The following is a 14,570-nucleotide window of genomic DNA, read 5'->3' as shown; positions in this document are numbered from 1 at the left end:
CGTAGTCGACCCGGGCGATCAGCGCTCATGCGGCGTCGTCCGATACTACATCGTGAACAGCAGAAACGGGATGACGAACAGCGAGAGGAACAGGAACGCCAGGACGAGTCCGTAGCCGGCGAACATCCCGGCGGCGGTCACCCACGCGGGGTGGTCGAATCGGTCGAGCGTGCGCGACATGCGTTGTTCCTCGTTCGCGTGGCTCATAGTGATTCGGGTCGGGCCGAAGTCCGTGCGCCAGACAGCGGACAGTCGCCGCTCGCATTCCGAAAGCACTAATCGGGCAGGTGCGGACAGTTCCGATATGAGCGACGACGAGAACGAGGAAGAGGAAGACGCGCCAGCCGTCGAACTCGGCGAGGGGCCCGACGTCGAGGGAGCGCCGCTGTCCCGCGTCGCGGCGCGGCTCACCTGGGGCATCGAGCACAGCACGATCGTCGAGCGGGAGGGCGACACCGTCCTCCGAACGCCCGACGGCCCGCGGCAGCTCTCCGAGATCATGACCGACGTCGACGAGACGTACTTCTCGGACCGACACGAGTTCACCGAGGCGGTGCGGGGCGTCGTCGGCGAGGGACCCGTTCCGACCGAAAACTAGGGCGTCTCGTTCGCGGACTCCGGCTCTTCTCCCGCCGCCTCTGTGCCGTCTCCCGATTCGTCCGTGTCGAACCCGTCGAAGTCCCTGCGGTCGCCCCACTCGTCGCGGGTGAGCCACAGGGCGACGCCGAGCGCGACGAGGACGGGGATCGCCATCGTCACGAGGAGGAGGGCGACGACGACGAGTCCACCGGCGTCGATGGACTGGAAGAGCGGGTACATGCGACGGGGTTAGACGGGGACGTTCAAACCGTTTTTGCGACTATCGCATCGATTCCAGCGAACGGACGGTGTCGGAGATGAGCCACGCCCCCTCTCGTTCGGGGGACTCGATGCTCAGCGCGTCGAAGGACTCGCGGCCCTCGTCGACGGTGATGCGGTACGCGCGACTCGTCAGCTCCTCTGCCCGGGCCGTATCTGCTGGCGTGGGGGACACACTAGACACACGCGGACTCCGACGGTTAAACCAGTCGGTTCGGACCGCACAGGCCGTGAGACTCCGTTTCTCTGTCCCTTATTCGACACGCTTCGTCCCGTCGCCGTCCGTCGTCTCGGCCCGACCGCGTCGCTTTCCGAACAGGTACGCGACGACGACGAGGCCGAGCGGCACGACGAGAAATACCGCCATCATGACGAAGATGACCAGCAGTTCGATACCGCCGGGTACGCCCGGAAACAGGAGGAGGGGGACCATACGAGCGGGTAGCGAGGACGGCGGCTTAACTGTTTCCCGGCGGACAGCTCAGAAATCGGAGAGCTGAGACTGGAGTCCCGCGACGAGTTCGGACTTGCGCCGGAGCGCGCCGACGCTCACGGGCAACTGGTCGGAGACGGCCGAGAGCGTCTCGTGAAACGTCTGGCCCACGCCCGGTTCGCCGTCGAAGGCGTTTCGCACGCCCTCGCGGACCTGCCAGACGCCGACGGGAGCCCAGTAGTCGTCGGTTATCTCCCGGAGGACGAGACACTTCGCCTGCCGGCCCCGGTCTGCGAGGTGTTCGAGGACGCCGAGTCGCGCGGCGTAGTACGCCCCCGCGGTCTCCTCGACGTACTGCGTGCGGCCCTCGTACCCCTCGTGGGCGCTGGCGAGATAGTAGCCTGTCTCGGGACGCGGGTTCCAGACGCTCTGGGGGGCCTTCATCTCGACCAGTTCGAACTCCCAGCGCCCCGGCGCGAGCAGGACCCAGTAGCGGTTGCCCATGTACTCGTTGTACCACACCTCGGGCTTGTCGATGGTGTCGCCGTTCCGGAGCGTCCCGCGAACGTACTGGCCGACGGTGTCGTCGACGGCGGTGATCGACCACCGGGTCGGGACGAGCGACCGCTCTCTGGCCTGCCCGAGCGCGCCGGCCGAGAGGATGGTGTTGATGTCGTAGACGTCGAAGCCGCGGCGATAGAGGTACGTCATCGCGCCCTCGGCGCGCCAGTCGTCGTCCGAGAGCGTCTTCTCGACGGGCTTGGGGACGTGGGGGTTCTCCGCGAGGTCGGCCCCCGTGGCGTGGGCTCTCGGCCCGGTGGGCGTCCCCACGTCGTCGAATTCGAGGTCGAGTTCCGGTTTGCCGTCCAAGCCGACCTCGACGTCGACCGGGTGGTCGGCGATGGCGACTTCCCGCTGGACGCCGACGAACCCGTCCCAGACGTCGTACGCGCCGCCGGTGTCGCTCCCTCGACCTCGCCCGGTGCTCACCGAGTCGACGGACGTCGAGCGGGTGGAGTTGAGCATCCCGGTCCGTCGCTGGAGCACGTCCTCGATGCCGAGTCCGGCGTCGTACCACTCGCTGCTTGTGGCGAACGTCTCGGCCGTCGCGTCCCGGTCTACCGGCGAGAGGAGTCCGGTCGAGACGTTCGGATACCCCGTCCGGCCGACGAAGATCTCCGGCGAGGTAGAGCCGAAGAGGGCGTCGCCCTGCACCGCCTGCTCGAACTGGCGCTCGACGTCCTCCAGGTGGTCGGTGATGGCGTAGGACTTCTCCGCGGCGAGGCGGCGCTTCTCGGCGGCCTCGTCGCGTTCGAACCCCTCGATGAACTCGTCGAGGTGCATCTGTACGTCGTTGGGCCCTGCCGAGTATGAACCTGTCCCCGGCGGGCGAACATGAATAACTATTACGTACCTGGACTGAGTAACAACGGGTGATATAAATCATGGTCGATACCACGAAGTGGACGGGACTCGGAGCCACCATCGCGGGGGTCGTCATCATCTTCCTCCCAGCGGTGTTCTCAGTGCCGTACGTACAGGCGCTCACGAGCCTCCTACTGGGTGAGATCGGTGCTCTCGCTGCCGGACACACGGCCTATCGGGCGGCCTCGGGCAAACAGGCGAGTCCGCTCGGCGCGGTGACGACGCTCGTCTGTGGCCTCCTGCTCACCCTCTCACCGATTCTGCTCGCCCCCGTCGACCCGTTCCTCACGATCATGCTCGCGCTCGGCGCGGTCATGGTCGTCGGCGGCGCAGCCGCCATCCTCGAACGATTCATCGGCGGCGAGGAGGGTCGACAGACCGGTGCACAGCGGATCGCCAACCGCATGAGCGAGAACTGAAGTCCCGCCGCTCGTCGTTTTTTCGGGCGGACCACAACGGTTTTGCCGACAGGCGCGGCTTCCTCGGATAATGCCGGTCATCGAGTGCGACGAGAGCGCCGCCCGCGACAGACTCAGCGACGCGGGCGTCGGCGTCGAGGCGGGAAACACGGACCACGAGCGCTGGCGCGCGGAGTACGAGGGGGCGACGGCCGTCGCCTACGACGGGAAAGTCGTCGTACAGGGCGAGAACACCGCGCGGCTCGAAGCGCTCTTGCGCGAGGGGAGCGGCGGGCGCGTCCACGCCTACTTCGACGGCGCGTCTCGGGGCAATCCCGGCCCCGCGGCCGTCGGCTACGTCCTCGTCGACGACAGCGGCATCGTCGCCGAGGGCGGCGAGACCATCGGTCGCGCGACGAACAACCAGGCGGAGTACGCCGCCCTCGTCAAGGCGCTGGAGGTGGCCGCCGACTACGACTTCGACGAGGTTCACGTCCGCGGCGACTCCGAACTCATCGTCAAGCAGGTCCGCGGCGAGTGGAACACCAACGACCCCGACCTGCGTGAACAGCGGGTCCGGGTCCGCGAGCTGCTCATGGGCTTCGACGACTGGCAGATAGAGCACGTTCCGCGGGAGATAAACGACCGCGCCGACGAGCTAGCCAACGACGCACTCGATGACTGACCTGCCAGACGAGACGATCGACGAGGTCGAACGGCTGACGAAACTGACCCGCGAGGCGGTCGACGAGGGGGCCGCCGCCGCGTACCGCGAGGACCGCGACGCGCTGCTCGACGAACACGACTACACCGCTCGCATCCGCGAGGAAGACGCCGGCGAGGTGCTGGTCTGTCACCCCGCCGAGTGGGTCGAAGACGGCGTCATCCGTCCGGAGCGAGTCGAGGACACCGACCGCGGCGTCGAAATCCGGCTCTCCGGACCGGAAGATCCCGACGAGTGGGACGAGGTCGAGGCGGCGAACCGAACGGTCGCCGAGGAGGTCCGGGACGAGCACGGCGACGTCCACGGTGCGACGGCCGACGCGCTCGCGGACTTCATGGGCAACCACTACAGTAAGGCCATCGCGGACGCGACGCCGGAGGAACTCGCCGAGTTCCGCGAGGAGTACTTCCCGCGGAACACGTGGCCGACCGACGAACAGCGGTCGCTGCTCGACACGTCGGTTCGGCTCACCGTCGAAAAAGCGGGTGGTCGGATCCCGGAGCGCTGACCTGTCGAGCGTCGGCGGGTCTTACTCCTGGTCGTCGACGAGGTCGTGGAGTTCGTCGGCGCGGTCGTTGCCGGTGACGAACTTCGAGAACTCCCAGCCGAGCTGGTCGAGGACCGCCTCTTTCCCGCTGTCGGTCAGCGAGTACTGGTTCGTCCGCTTGTCGAGTTCGCTCTTCTCGACCAGTCCCATCTCGACGAGGTCGTCGAGGTTCGGGTAGAGTCGGCCGTGGTTGACCTCGTCGCTGTAGTACGCTTCGAGTTCCCGTTTGATAGCGAGACCGTACCGCGGCTCCTCCGCGAGGATGACGAGGATGTTCTGTTGGAACGCCGTGAGGTCTTTCGCGATACCTGGACTGCCCGTAACGGATTGTGCCTCTGACATGGTGAAAGAAATGTCACCGAACTATTTAATACTTGTTAACCACGACGCGGACAGTCGCTATCTCGGGAAACGCGGGTTATCTATAGGATACTAGATACCGCTCGTTCGTCGGCTACCTCTCGAAAGTGCCGACGCACCGGGCCCGCCGCTGGATGCCTCGGTAGCGACCAACTACCGGCAGCGTTTATCGTCGTCATTGCTCCGGTACCGTCGGACAAATACTTTTTGACCTATCCCGGCGCGAGACATTACGAAAACCATTTTTGACGCGGCGTCGCAGTCGCCGACGATGACGAATCTCTGGGAAGACTTAGAGACCGGACCGAACCCGCCCGAAGAGATCTACGCCGTCGTCGAGTGCCTCAAGGGCGAGCGCAACAAGTACGAGTACGACAAGGACATCCCCGCCGTCGTGCTGGACCGCGTGCTCCACTCGAACGTCCACTACCCGTCGGACTACGGGTTCATCCCGCAGTCGTACTACGACGACGAGGACCCCTTCGACGTTCTCGTCCTCGTCGAGGACCAGACGTTCCCCGGCTGCGTCATCGAGGCTCGCCCCGTCGCCATGATGAAGATGGACGACGACGGCGAACAGGACGACAAGATCATCGCCGTCCCCACCGAAGATCCCCGCTGGGACTACATCGACGACTTAGAGGACATCTCCCAGCAGCGGCTCGACGAGATAGAGGAGTTCTTCACGTCGTACAAGAACTTGGAGAAGGGCAAGGAAGTCGAGACGCAGGGCTTCGAGGACAAGCAGGCCGCGATGGACGCCATCGAACACGCACAGGAACTCTACGACGAGAACTTCTGAGCGACGCGCTCCGTTCCTCGCGACGAACGGCACTCGCTCTCGGCGTCCGTTCGCTCTCGTCGTCCCGCCGACTGACGCCGCTCGACCGGGGCGTATGCTCACCGATAATGACGGCAGTCGTTGCCGATTATGTATGAGCATGGGTAATCTTTTCACCGTCGCACCCCTGCTTTCGACACACGATGGCAACCGATCAATCCGACGGCGCGCTCGACGGACCGACGGCCGAACCGGAGCGAGAGACACCGAGCGAACCGGGAATCGCGCACTTGACCGTCGTCCCCGAGAACGCCGACCGCAACTCGTAGGAACGCTCGTTTCGTACGCTTTGCCGCTTTCCCCGACGGGATTTCGAAAAGAAGCTTCTTGTCCCTGACCGGCCTATCGAACCCCATGGGATTATTCGACCGTCTGAAAGGCGACGACGCGCCCCGCGTCGCCTTCTTCGGCATCGACGGTGTGCCGTACAGCCTCATCGACGAGCATCCGGACGTCTTCCCCAACCTCACGGAGCTCAAGAACGAGGGGAGCGGCGGCCCCATCGACAGCATCGTTCCGCCCGAATCCAGCGCCTGCTGGCCCTCGCTGACGACCGGCGTCAACCCCGGACAGACCGGCGTCTACGGCTTTCAGGACCGCGAGGTCGGCTCCTATGACACGTACGTGCCGATGGGCCGGGACGTACAGGCGACCCGCCTCTGGGACCGCGTCACCGAGGACGGCCGCGACGCGACGGTGCTCAACGTCCCGGTCACGTTCCCGCCGCAGCGAAACGTCCAGCGGATGGTCTCCGGCTTCCTCTCGCCCGGGGTCGACAAGGCGGCCTATCCGGACGAACTGCGTGACCGCCTCGAAGACAGCAACTACCGCATCGACGTCAACGCCAAGCTCGGCCACGACGAGGACAAGACCGAGTTCGTCGAGGACGCCCACGAGACCCTCGAACGCCGCTACGAGACGTTCTCCCACTACGTCGGGCAGGACGACTGGGACCTCTTCTTCGGCGTCTTCATGACCACCGACCGGGTCAACCACTTCCTGTTCAAGCACTACGAGCAGGACGGCGAGTACAAACAGGAGTTCTTCGACTTCTACGAGAAGGTCGACGAGTATCTGGGCAAGCTCCGCGAGCAACTCGGCGACGACGTGACGATGGTCGTCGCCTCCGACCACGGCTTCACCTCGCTGGAGCACGAGGTCCACTTCAACGAGTGGTTAGAACAGGAGGGCTGGCTCGAATACGAGGACGACGACCACTCCGAGCTGGGCGACATCGGCGAGGACACGAAGGCGTACTCGCTCATCCCCGGCCGCTTCTACGTCAACTTAGAGGGCCGCGAACCCAAGGGCGGCGTCCCCGAAGCCGAGTACGAGTCGGTGCGCGACGACCTCAAGGAGAAGCTCGAATCGCTCGAAGGTCCGAACGGGAACAAAGTCGCCGACCGCGTCGTCACCCGCGAGGACGCCTTCCGCGGCGACCACGACGACATCGCGCCGGACCTCGTCGTCGTCCCGAACCACGGCTTCGACCTCAAGGCCGGCTTCAAGGGCAGCGACGACGTCTTCGGTATCGGCCCGCGCAACGGGATGCACTCCTTCGACAACGCGACGCTGCTCGTCGACGACGCCGACGCCCGCATCGAGGACGCCGACCTCTACGACATCGCCCCGACCATCCTCGACCTGCTAGAACACGACTACGATCGCACCGAGTTCGACGGCGCGAGCCTGGTATAGTACCTTTTTCCGAACCGGGTTTCCTCGGCCGCCTGCGGCGACCTGCGGGAACCCGGTCCGCAAAAATCTACGCTAAAAAGGCTGAACGTTCGGCTTCGCCTCACGTTCAGTGAAACCGCGCCGGAGGCGCGGTATGCTCCTCTCGTCAGCCTGCCCTTCCCCGGGTCGTGCGACAGAGCGCACTCCCGGCCGGCGGAACGTTGTAAGCATCCGGCGGCGAAGCCGCCGGTTCTCCGGTCGCGCTCCGCGCGACCGGCCTTTTTAGCGTAGATTTTTGCAAGCGGGGGTCGCCATCGGCGACCCCCCGCAGTAAAAAGGTACTACTTACAGAAGGCTATCCAGGTCGTCGTTAGTGAACTCGTCAGGGTCGACGGAGTTACCCTGTGACTTGGCGGCCTCGTTGGCCCGCTCCATGAACTGGTCGACGCGATCGGAGCGCTCGACGCCCGAGAGGACGACCAGCGCGGCGAGCTTGTCCGAACCGAGCGGGAAGTCGCCGCCGCGGACCTGCATACTGCCGGTCTGGTCCTCGACCCAGCGGCGGGCGCGCTCGACGCCCTTCCGGGAGATGCGGTCGGGGTCGCCGGCGATGACCAGCAGGGCGGATTCGGCCTCGACGGCGTTGGGGAGGCTCATACTAGTCAGGAGGGCCTTCCGCGTGACGCTCGTGATGGTGTTGACGTTCTCGCTGGCGTCCTCGGCGGCCTCGGCGCTGGCGTAGCCGATGGAGGAGATGCCGCCGCCGCGGAGAGTGTTGATGATCTCCGAGGAGTCGACGACGCTCTCGCCGACGCCCTCGACGGCCTCGCCGGAGGCGAGCAGGAGGCCGACGCGCTGGGAGATGGCGTCGTTGACGCGCTCGTAACCGTCGGCGACGCTGTCGCCGGTGCCGCGCCACGCGTCGTTATCGACGAGGAGGAGGGAGTCGGCCTCGCGGGCGGCCGTCTTGAGCGAGCGGCCGGCGTTGGCCTGATAGAGACCGCCTTCGTCCTTTCCGGGGAGGATGCCGAGGACGTAGACGGGCATCTCGTAGATGCGGTTGAGCTCGCGGGCGAGCATCGGCGCGCCGCCGGAACCGGTGCCGCCCCCGAGACCGGCCACGACGACGACGGCCTCGGCCTCGGTGGTGATGCGCCCGTCGAGGCTGTCGAGCACCTCGACGGCGTTCTCCTGCATGATCTGTGCGCCGAGTTCGTTGTCGCCGCCGACGCCGTGGCCCTTCACCCGGTCCTGGCCGATGAGCGCGGTGTCGATGCCGAGGTTCTGGAGGTCCGCTTCGGCGCTGTTGACCGCGAGCGCGCCGCGTACGGCGTTGAACCCCATGTCGTAGTCGAATTCGGCGAGGGACTCCGTGACCTTTCCCCCGGCTTGGCCGACGCCAATCAGGACGACTTTCATGTACACCGAATTTATCGGGGAACTAATCAACGTTGCCCTGATACGTACGTGCCGAGTACGCGGTATGTGCTACTCGCTCTCAGCGACGGCTCACTCGATGCGGAGCGTGTAGATCCGCTTGCGGGCGTCGGCGAAGGAGAAGCGCGAGGCGACGACGTCGGCTTCTTCGAGGCGGTTCAGCGCGTAGCGAACGGTGCGGGGCGGCAGCAGCGTCTCCTCCGCGAGCTGGCTCTGGGTCAGCGTCTCGTTGTACTCTAAGACCTTCGCGACGAGTTTGGCGCTCGGCGGGAGGTCACGAACGGCCTCCCAGCCGACGGCCTCCTCGTCCGCTTCGGCCTGTTGAACGTCGGATGTACTCATCTACTCCTGCCTATCGGATACAGCGTAATAATATTTCCCGTTCTGTTTCATGCGTCGTGAGAATCTTCCGGCAACCTTCGCAGTCCCGTAGCGAGTGCCGCCCGAAAGTTTACGTCGGAAACCCCCTGCATAGGGGACGTGGACGAAGTGGAGGTCAGTACGGTCGTCTACGCGCCCCCCGAGGAGATGTACGAGTTCCTGCTGGATTTCCCGGGATACGCGCGCTATTCGGAGTACATAGAACGGGTGACACAGGACGGCGACGGGACGCCGGGAACGCGATACGACCTCGTCTTTTCGTGGTGGAAGCTCACCTACACCGCGCGGTCTGAGGTGACCGGTGTCGAGCGACCGGAACGGATCGATTGGCGCATCGTGAAAGACATCGACGCCGACGGCTACTGGAAAGTCGAGTCGGTGCCCGAGAAAGCGCCCGACGGCGTCGAAGCGGCCTCGCGGATCGTCTTCCACATCGATTTCGACCCGAGTTCGGTGTCGGAGAGCAGCGTGGACCTGCCCAGATTCGTCTCGCTGGATTGGGTCATCGAGAAGGTCAAACCGCTGATCCGCAAAGAGGCCGGTCGCATCGTCGAACGAGTCGTCGCCGATATCGAGGGAACGCGCCGCGACGTCGATCTGAACATCCGGACCGGGCCGGACTCCCTCTAAACGCGCCGTGTCGTGGAACCGCGTCGGTTACTCGACGTCCGGGGCCTCGTAATCGCCGCCGTAGCGGACGAAGAAGTACGCCAGGCCGAGCGTAGCGACCATCACGAACGACGTGGCGACGCCGAGGGTCTTCGCGCTACTCGGCACCTCCGGAGACGCGTCGCTCTCGCCTTCGCCGCCGGTGCTAGCAGTTGGGTAATCCGTCCCGACGACGATAGCGCCCTTCATACCCTGACCCCGGTGGGGCGCGCAGTAGTACTTGTAGATGCCGTCTTCCTCGAAGGTGTACTCGTAGTTGACGCCGGCGCTGGACGTCGCACTGCCGGAGTCCAACGGACCCTCGCCCTGCGATTTGACGTTGTGACCGCCGCCCTCGCCGGTCCACTCCCACTTGACCGTCGCGCCGTTGTCGACGTGGACGGCGGGCGGGCCGAAGCCGAAGGCACCGCCGTTGGCCTCCACTCCGACCTCGACGGTCACCTCGCTACTGCCGGTCTCGTCGACGGTGCTGCCGGTGAAGTTGCCGACGCCGCTGAACCAGTTGCCGTAGTCCGGCGGGCCGGCGCTTCCACCGCCGCCGCCACCGCCGCCGCTGGACTCGTTGCCACTTCCACCGCTGGTGCCGTTCTCGCCGCCGCCGCTACCGGTGCCGGTCTCGGTTCCGGAGGGGGTGCCGGTCCCGCTCGGCGTCCCCGTGCTGGTACCCGTCGCGGTTCCGGTCGCGGTCCCTGTGCTGGTGCCGTTCTCCTGTGCGGCCGCGGCCCCGGTCGCGGCCGAGACAGCAGTCGCTCCTGCGGCGGTGCGCAAGAAGGCCCGGCGAGACACGTCCGCACTACCGTCTGTCATACTCGGCCCTTCGTGACTCCCCGTCCTGAATATGTCGGTTTGGAATCGGGGGGTGGCCGCTTTCCTAACTCCTTTCCGAGTCACTCCCCTTGGCTCTGTGTGACCCAACTGGACTCTACACCCGACCGCGTCCCGCGCCGAAACGGGATGCCGATGCTCGGCCTCGGAACGTGGCAGAACGACGACCCCGACGAGTGCGCGACGAGCGTCGAGACGGCCCTGGAGATGGGGTATCGACACGTCGACACCGCACAGGCCTACGGCAACGAGGCCGCCGTCGGCGACGGTATCGCCGCGGCCGACGTGGACCGCGACGACCTCTTCGTCGCGACGAAGATCGATACCTCGAATCTCGCCCACGACGACGTTCTCGAGACCGCCGAGGAGAGCCTCGACGACCTCGGCCTCGATCACGTCGACCTCCTGTACGTCCACTGGCCGGCCGGCGAATACGACGCCGAGGGGACCCTCTCGGCGTTCGACGAACTGCACTCCCGCGGGAAGATAGACCACGTCGGGCTCTCGAACTTCCCGCCGGAGCGAGTCGAGGAAGCGGTCGACATCCTCGACGCGCCCGTCTTCGCCAACCAGGTCGAGATGCACCCGTTCCTCCAGCAGGAGGAGCTGCGCGCCCACGCCGACGAACACGACTACGAACTCGTCGCGTACTCGCCGCTCGCCCGCGGCGAGGTGTTCGAAGACGACGTGCTCGCCGACGTCGCCGAGGACCACGACGCCAGCGCGGCACAGGTCAGCCTGGCCTGGCTCCGCGAGAAGGGCGTCACGGCCATCCCGAAGGCGACCGGCCGCGACCACATCGAGGACAACTTCGAGAGCGTCGAGATCGACCTCTCCGAGGACGAACTCGACCGCATCGACGGTATCGAACAGCGCACCCGTCTCGTGGACCCCGACTGGGGTCCCGACGCCTGGGACTGAACCCGAGCGCGGACCGCCGGCCGCTCGGAACCGGACCCGACTCGGACGGTCGTATCGAGGTGCCGTCTCCGACGATATTTCTATCAGAAACGAGAACAGGGTCGAAGCTTTAACGCTGGCCGAGAGAAACTGGCGGATATGTCTACCGGGACCAACGGGGTCGTGAGGGGGATCCAGATCGACCTCAGGCGGTTACACGAGACGTGGATGGAGATCGCCTACCCGCGCCAGCGGGGAGCGAGCGACACCGTACTGGGAACTTGGCAACCGAACTCACAGTCCGGCATGGCGCTGTATCGACTGTGGTCCGCGCTGGGTGTGCCGATAATCACGTTCGTCTATCCGCTGGTGTTACTGGGCGCGTTCGTCCGCTTCCAGACGCGACGCATCAGCGGCACCGCGGCGCGGCTGGGTCTCCTCGGCGTCGTCGTCCTCTCGCTGGTCGTCTGGGGCGGGCTCGCCGCGCTGGCGCGGTTCCAATTCGACTTGCTCGCGGGCGGCTTTCTCGCCATCGTCATCGCCGGCGGCGTCGCGACGGTGTCGGCCGCGCTGGCGGTCGGTGCCCGCCGCGTCGGCGGCCGTGGGACGACGGTCCTGCTGGCCTATCCCTTCGCGATGACCGCGCTCTTCTTGCCCCCGGTCGTCGCGGCGCTGTTCTCGAAGACCCTCGCGGCGGTCGTCCTCCCGAACAGCACCGCTCTCGCACAGTGGCTGCTGGACAACGCGCTGGCTCCCGTCGGGCTCGCCGAACTGTTCTCCGAGACGTTCGACCTCGAAGGGGCGGCCTACGTCGTGATGTGGCTCGCCATCTCGGTCCCGCTCGGCTGGGTTCTGGGAACGCTGGTCTCGCTCGCGGACCTCGTTCGCCCGACGGACTGACGGCGAAACGCGCGTGGAGCGCGGTCGACTACCGCGGCTACCGCATTTAGACCGAGAGTTCGCTCAGTCGGATCACCCGCTCTTCCGGAACGTCGCTCCCCTCGCCGGCGACCGCCACGTCGCCCGACTCGTCGTCGCCGCCGAACAGTACCGTCGCGCCGACGCGCATCGGCGCGAGCAGGCCGGCGACGAGCGCGCCGGCGGTCGTGACCGGCGCGCGCAGGGCGACCGTCGTTTCCTCGTCGATATCGTGGTCGGCGGCCACGCGTTCGCTGGCGGCCAGTAGTTCGCCGTGCGTGTACGTCTTCTCGGCGGCGAGCGCGTCATCTTCGGGGCCGACTTCCGCCGGCGGAGCGAGCGGGTTCTCGCTCCACAGCTCGCGCTCGAACTGCGCGACGGTCGGATCGTCTATCGGCCCGCCGTAGGACAGCGCCTTCGTCCCCGGCGCGAGTTCGTAGCGCTCTATCCACGCGGCGGGCGCGACCAGCGCCGTCGCGTCCACCGCTCCCGGCGGGTCCATATCGACGACCGCGCCGTCGAGCGCCGCGGCGAGAAACGCGAGTAGGGCGTCCGGCGCGTCGCGGAGGTAGCCCGGTTCGTCCCCGTCCGTGGGGTTCTTCGGCCCGACGACGACGGCGACGCGGGTCCCCTCGCGGACGCCGTAGTGGCGCATCAGGTTCCCGCCTTTCCAGACGTTCGTACAGAAATCGCCGTAACTGTACGGTGCGTTTCGTTCGGGCGCGCTGAAGAGGACGCCGTCGCGGCCGCGAGCGTCCGCGACGAGATCGGCGAGTGTCTGCATACGCCTCGGTTGGGAACGACCCGACAAAAGGGAGGCGGAAACGAGAACGACCGCTCAACGGGAGCTTACAGCGAGTTCTTCAGTTTCTCGAAGAAGCCCTCCTCGACGTCGACCTCCTCGCCGCCGGCCTCGGCGAACGCTTCGAGCGCCTCCCGCTGCTCGCCGTTGAGGCTGTCGGGCGTGACGACCTGCACCTGCACGTAGAGGTCACCGTTGCCGCGGCGGCGCAGTCGTGGCATCCCCTTGCCCTCTAGCCTGAACACTTCACCGCTCTGAGTCCCCGAGTCGATGTCCATCTCTACCTCGCCGTCGAGCGTCGGGACGGTGATCGTGTCGCCGAAGACGGCCTGCGGGAAGGAGATGGCGTGCTGGTGCGAGAGGTCGTCGCCGTCGCGTTCGAAGTCGGGGTGGCTCCGGACCGTGACCTGAATGAGCAGGTCGCCGTTGGGACCGCCGCGCTCGCCCGGCGCGCCCTCGCGTTCCATCCGGAGGGTCTGGCCGTCGGCGATGCCGGCCGGGACGTCCACTTCTAGCGTCGCCTCGTTCTGGACGGTCCCGTTGCCGCCGCAGGTCGAACAGGTCTCGTCGTACAGCGTCCCGTCGCCCTCGCAGCGGCGACACGTCGCGGTCTGCTGGACTCGACCCATCGGCGTCTGCTGGACGCGCGTGGTCTGGCCCTGCCCGTTACACTCCGGACAGGTCTGGGAGTCCGCCTCCGGCGGGTGACCCTTCCCGTCGCAGTCTTCACAGGTCTCGGGCCGAGTGACGGTCAACTGCTTCGTCGCGCCGTCGTAGGCCTCCTCGAGGTCGATCTCCAGTCGCGTCTGGAGGTCCTGGCCCTGCCGCGGACGGTTGCCGCCACCGCCGCGTCCGCCGCCGCCGAAGAACTGGTCGAAGATGTCCTGCATGTCGAAGCCGCCGGCCCCGCCGAACGGGTCGCCGCCCATGCCGCCGCGACCGCCGGCACCGCCGCCCGCTCCGCCGCGCTTCTCGGCCTGCTCGAAGCGGTCGTGGCCCATCTGGTCGTACATCTGTCGCTGCTCCTCGTCGGTCAGGACCTCCTTGGCCTTCTTCGCCTTCTTGAACTTCTCCTCGGCGTCCGGATCGTCGCTCACGTCGGGGTGATACTCCCGGGCCTTCTCGCGGTACGCCTGCTGAATCTCGTCTTCCGAGGCGTCCCGCGAGACGCCCAGTACCTCGTAGAAATCCTGGCTCATTCGTTGTGCGTACGATACTCGATTGAGCCACTTCAAAAGAACGGGTCTAGCACAAGCGGTATCGAGAGGAGCGATAGCCGCGGTTCGGCCGGGTGAACGGGCAGAACGTATCGCCCGATGAGGCCACCGCGGGGCGGGAATGAAAGGGGCGAGCGTCTCGGCCGAAGCCTGACGAC

At 66.3% G+C, this 14,570-nt stretch carries 21 protein-coding genes; 10 read left to right on the top strand and 11 right to left on the bottom strand.

What is annotated here, in order from left to right; all coding sequences use genetic code 11:
* Positions 1-45: 45 nt before the first annotated feature.
* Positions 46-180, bottom strand: a complete 135-nt coding sequence (locus GO488_RS20060) for a hypothetical protein (protein WP_277814706.1) — start codon at positions 178-180, stop codon at positions 46-48.
* Positions 181-304: 124 nt separating this feature from the next.
* On the opposite strand from GO488_RS20060, the gene GO488_RS04805 reads away from it, so the two are divergent.
* Positions 305-598 (top strand): DUF5789 family protein, encoded by a 294-nt coding sequence (locus GO488_RS04805; protein WP_162316654.1) that lies wholly within the window; start codon positions 305-307, stop codon positions 596-598.
* Here the strand turns inward: GO488_RS04805 and GO488_RS04800 are convergent.
* The 4 genes from GO488_RS04800 to nreA form a co-directional block, all read right to left on the bottom strand.
* On the bottom strand, positions 595-819 hold the full coding sequence (locus GO488_RS04800; RefSeq protein WP_162316653.1) for a hypothetical protein: 225 nt from the start codon (positions 817-819) through the stop codon (positions 595-597). The two genes, GO488_RS04805 and GO488_RS04800, sit on opposite strands and share 4 nt — an antisense overlap.
* Positions 820-859: 40 nt before the next feature.
* Positions 860-1,033, bottom strand: a complete 174-nt coding sequence (locus GO488_RS19610; RefSeq protein WP_164509618.1) for a hypothetical protein — start codon at positions 1,031-1,033, stop codon at positions 860-862.
* A gap of 78 nt (positions 1,034-1,111) precedes the next feature.
* Positions 1,112-1,291, bottom strand: coding sequence for a hypothetical protein (locus GO488_RS04795; RefSeq protein WP_162316652.1), 180 nt, complete (start codon positions 1,289-1,291; stop codon positions 1,112-1,114).
* A gap of 48 nt (positions 1,292-1,339) precedes the next feature.
* Positions 1,340-2,635: a DNA repair protein NreA gene (nreA, locus tag GO488_RS04790; protein WP_162316651.1), complete on the bottom strand. Its 1,296-nt coding sequence runs from the start codon at positions 2,633-2,635 to the stop codon at positions 1,340-1,342.
* A 101-nt stretch (positions 2,636-2,736) separates the two neighbouring features.
* Here nreA and GO488_RS04785 point away from each other — a divergent pair, with 101 nt between their 5' ends.
* The 3 genes from GO488_RS04785 to GO488_RS04775 all read left to right on the top strand — a co-directional run bounded on the left by GO488_RS04785 (position 2,737) and on the right by GO488_RS04775 (position 4,346).
* Positions 2,737-3,135: a hypothetical protein gene (locus GO488_RS04785; protein ID WP_162316650.1), complete on the top strand. Its 399-nt coding sequence runs from the start codon at positions 2,737-2,739 to the stop codon at positions 3,133-3,135.
* 70 nt (positions 3,136-3,205) lie between these two features.
* Positions 3,206-3,799: a ribonuclease HI gene (gene rnhA / locus GO488_RS04780; RefSeq protein WP_162316649.1), complete on the top strand. Its 594-nt coding sequence runs from the start codon at positions 3,206-3,208 to the stop codon at positions 3,797-3,799.
* Positions 3,792-4,346, top strand: coding sequence for a DUF7108 family protein (locus GO488_RS04775; RefSeq protein WP_162316648.1), 555 nt, complete (start codon positions 3,792-3,794; stop codon positions 4,344-4,346). Before rnhA ends, GO488_RS04775 begins: the two co-directional genes overlap by 8 nt.
* Positions 4,347-4,367: 21 nt before the next feature.
* Here GO488_RS04775 and GO488_RS04770 read toward each other — a convergent pair whose 3' ends face one another.
* Positions 4,368-4,727: a PadR family transcriptional regulator gene (locus GO488_RS04770; protein ID WP_162316647.1), complete on the bottom strand. Its 360-nt coding sequence runs from the start codon at positions 4,725-4,727 to the stop codon at positions 4,368-4,370.
* Positions 4,728-5,016: 289 nt separating this feature from the next.
* Between GO488_RS04770 and GO488_RS04765 the strand changes: the two genes are divergently transcribed.
* The 3 genes from GO488_RS04765 to GO488_RS04760 all read left to right on the top strand — a co-directional run bounded on the left by GO488_RS04765 (position 5,017) and on the right by GO488_RS04760 (position 7,284).
* Positions 5,017-5,547 (top strand): inorganic diphosphatase, encoded by a 531-nt coding sequence (locus GO488_RS04765; RefSeq protein ID WP_162316646.1) that lies wholly within the window; start codon positions 5,017-5,019, stop codon positions 5,545-5,547.
* Between the two features lie 182 nt (positions 5,548-5,729).
* A complete protein-coding gene (locus GO488_RS20055; protein ID WP_277814705.1) occupies positions 5,730-5,855 on the top strand; it encodes a hypothetical protein in 126 nt (41 codons plus the stop codon).
* 85 nt (positions 5,856-5,940) lie between these two features.
* Complete coding sequence (locus GO488_RS04760) at positions 5,941-7,284, top strand: alkaline phosphatase family protein (RefSeq protein WP_162316645.1); 1,344 nt, start codon at positions 5,941-5,943, stop codon at positions 7,282-7,284.
* 324 nt (positions 7,285-7,608) lie between these two features.
* Here the strand turns inward: GO488_RS04760 and GO488_RS04755 are convergent, their stop codons facing one another.
* Complete coding sequence (locus GO488_RS04755) at positions 7,609-8,682, bottom strand: tubulin/FtsZ family protein (protein ID WP_162316644.1); 1,074 nt, start codon at positions 8,680-8,682, stop codon at positions 7,609-7,611.
* Positions 8,683-8,772: 90 nt separating this feature from the next.
* Entirely contained in the window at positions 8,773-9,042 is a 270-nt protein-coding gene (locus GO488_RS04750; protein WP_162316643.1) for a MarR family transcriptional regulator, read from the bottom strand.
* A gap of 138 nt (positions 9,043-9,180) precedes the next feature.
* Here GO488_RS04750 and GO488_RS04745 point away from each other — a divergent pair, with 138 nt between their 5' ends.
* Entirely contained in the window at positions 9,181-9,711 is a 531-nt protein-coding gene (locus tag GO488_RS04745) for a type II toxin-antitoxin system RatA family toxin (RefSeq protein WP_162316642.1), read from the top strand.
* 27 nt (positions 9,712-9,738) lie between these two features.
* Here GO488_RS04745 and GO488_RS04740 read toward each other — a convergent pair whose 3' ends face one another.
* Positions 9,739-10,557: a halocyanin domain-containing protein gene (locus GO488_RS04740; protein WP_162316641.1), complete on the bottom strand. Its 819-nt coding sequence runs from the start codon at positions 10,555-10,557 to the stop codon at positions 9,739-9,741.
* Positions 10,558-10,704: 147 nt separating this feature from the next.
* On the opposite strand from GO488_RS04740, the gene GO488_RS04735 reads away from it, so the two are divergent.
* Positions 10,705-11,496 carry an aldo/keto reductase gene (locus tag GO488_RS04735; protein WP_162317538.1) on the top strand — a complete coding sequence of 264 codons (792 nt, stop codon included), beginning with the start codon at positions 10,705-10,707 and terminating at the stop codon, positions 11,494-11,496.
* Between the two features lie 138 nt (positions 11,497-11,634).
* The gene (locus GO488_RS04730) at positions 11,635-12,375 is read left to right on the top strand and encodes a hypothetical protein (RefSeq protein WP_162316640.1); all 741 of its coding nucleotides are present in this window, start codon (positions 11,635-11,637) and stop codon (positions 12,373-12,375) included.
* Positions 12,376-12,421: 46 nt separating this feature from the next.
* Here GO488_RS04730 and GO488_RS04725 read toward each other — a convergent pair whose 3' ends face one another.
* On the bottom strand, positions 12,422-13,177 hold the full coding sequence (locus tag GO488_RS04725; protein ID WP_162316639.1) for a hypothetical protein: 756 nt from the start codon (positions 13,175-13,177) through the stop codon (positions 12,422-12,424).
* Positions 13,178-13,242: 65 nt separating this feature from the next.
* A complete protein-coding gene (dnaJ, locus tag GO488_RS04720) occupies positions 13,243-14,394 on the bottom strand; it encodes a molecular chaperone DnaJ (protein WP_162316638.1) in 1,152 nt (383 codons plus the stop codon).
* Positions 14,395-14,570: the final 176 nt, after the last annotated feature.

The organism is Haloarcula limicola (assembly GCF_010119205.1).
Taxonomy (GTDB): Archaea; Halobacteriota; Halobacteria; order Halobacteriales; family Haloarculaceae; genus Haloarcula; species Haloarcula limicola.
The sequence above is the reverse complement of the archived record's forward strand: the minus strand, read 5'-3'. Positions and strand labels throughout refer to the sequence as shown.

What these genes read in the sequence shown, in the direction of transcription:
- GO488_RS04750 (WP_162316643.1), bottom strand. Translation starts at nt 9,042, where the DNA reads ATGAGTACATCCGACGTTCAACAGGCCGAAGCGGACGAGGAGGCCGTC.
- GO488_RS04800 (WP_162316653.1), bottom strand. Translation starts at nt 819, where the DNA reads ATGTACCCGCTCTTCCAGTCCATCGACGCCGGTGGACTCGTCGTCGTC.
- GO488_RS04785 (WP_162316650.1), top strand. Translation starts at nt 2,737, where the DNA reads ATGGTCGATACCACGAAGTGGACGGGACTCGGAGCCACCATCGCGGGG.
- GO488_RS04730 (WP_162316640.1), top strand. Translation starts at nt 11,635, where the DNA reads ATGTCTACCGGGACCAACGGGGTCGTGAGGGGGATCCAGATCGACCTC.
- GO488_RS04760 (WP_162316645.1), top strand. Translation starts at nt 5,941, where the DNA reads ATGGGATTATTCGACCGTCTGAAAGGCGACGACGCGCCCCGCGTCGCC.
- GO488_RS20055 (WP_277814705.1), top strand. Translation starts at nt 5,730, where the DNA reads ATGGCAACCGATCAATCCGACGGCGCGCTCGACGGACCGACGGCCGAA.
- rnhA (WP_162316649.1), top strand. Translation starts at nt 3,206, where the DNA reads ATGCCGGTCATCGAGTGCGACGAGAGCGCCGCCCGCGACAGACTCAGC.
- GO488_RS04755 (WP_162316644.1), bottom strand. Translation starts at nt 8,682, where the DNA reads ATGAAAGTCGTCCTGATTGGCGTCGGCCAAGCCGGGGGAAAGGTCACG.
- GO488_RS04765 (WP_162316646.1), top strand. Translation starts at nt 5,017, where the DNA reads ATGACGAATCTCTGGGAAGACTTAGAGACCGGACCGAACCCGCCCGAA.
- GO488_RS20060 (WP_277814706.1), bottom strand. Translation starts at nt 180, where the DNA reads ATGTCGCGCACGCTCGACCGATTCGACCACCCCGCGTGGGTGACCGCC.
- GO488_RS04725 (WP_162316639.1), bottom strand. Translation starts at nt 13,177, where the DNA reads ATGCAGACACTCGCCGATCTCGTCGCGGACGCTCGCGGCCGCGACGGC.
- GO488_RS04805 (WP_162316654.1), top strand. Translation starts at nt 305, where the DNA reads ATGAGCGACGACGAGAACGAGGAAGAGGAAGACGCGCCAGCCGTCGAA.
- GO488_RS04735 (WP_162317538.1), top strand. Translation starts at nt 10,705, where the DNA reads ATGCCGATGCTCGGCCTCGGAACGTGGCAGAACGACGACCCCGACGAG.
- GO488_RS04740 (WP_162316641.1), bottom strand. Translation starts at nt 10,557, where the DNA reads ATGACAGACGGTAGTGCGGACGTGTCTCGCCGGGCCTTCTTGCGCACC.
- dnaJ (WP_162316638.1), bottom strand. Translation starts at nt 14,394, where the DNA reads ATGAGCCAGGATTTCTACGAGGTACTGGGCGTCTCGCGGGACGCCTCG.
- nreA (WP_162316651.1), bottom strand. Translation starts at nt 2,635, where the DNA reads ATGCACCTCGACGAGTTCATCGAGGGGTTCGAACGCGACGAGGCCGCC.
- GO488_RS04795 (WP_162316652.1), bottom strand. Translation starts at nt 1,291, where the DNA reads ATGGTCCCCCTCCTCCTGTTTCCGGGCGTACCCGGCGGTATCGAACTG.
- GO488_RS04770 (WP_162316647.1), bottom strand. Translation starts at nt 4,727, where the DNA reads ATGTCAGAGGCACAATCCGTTACGGGCAGTCCAGGTATCGCGAAAGAC.
- GO488_RS04775 (WP_162316648.1), top strand. Translation starts at nt 3,792, where the DNA reads ATGACTGACCTGCCAGACGAGACGATCGACGAGGTCGAACGGCTGACG.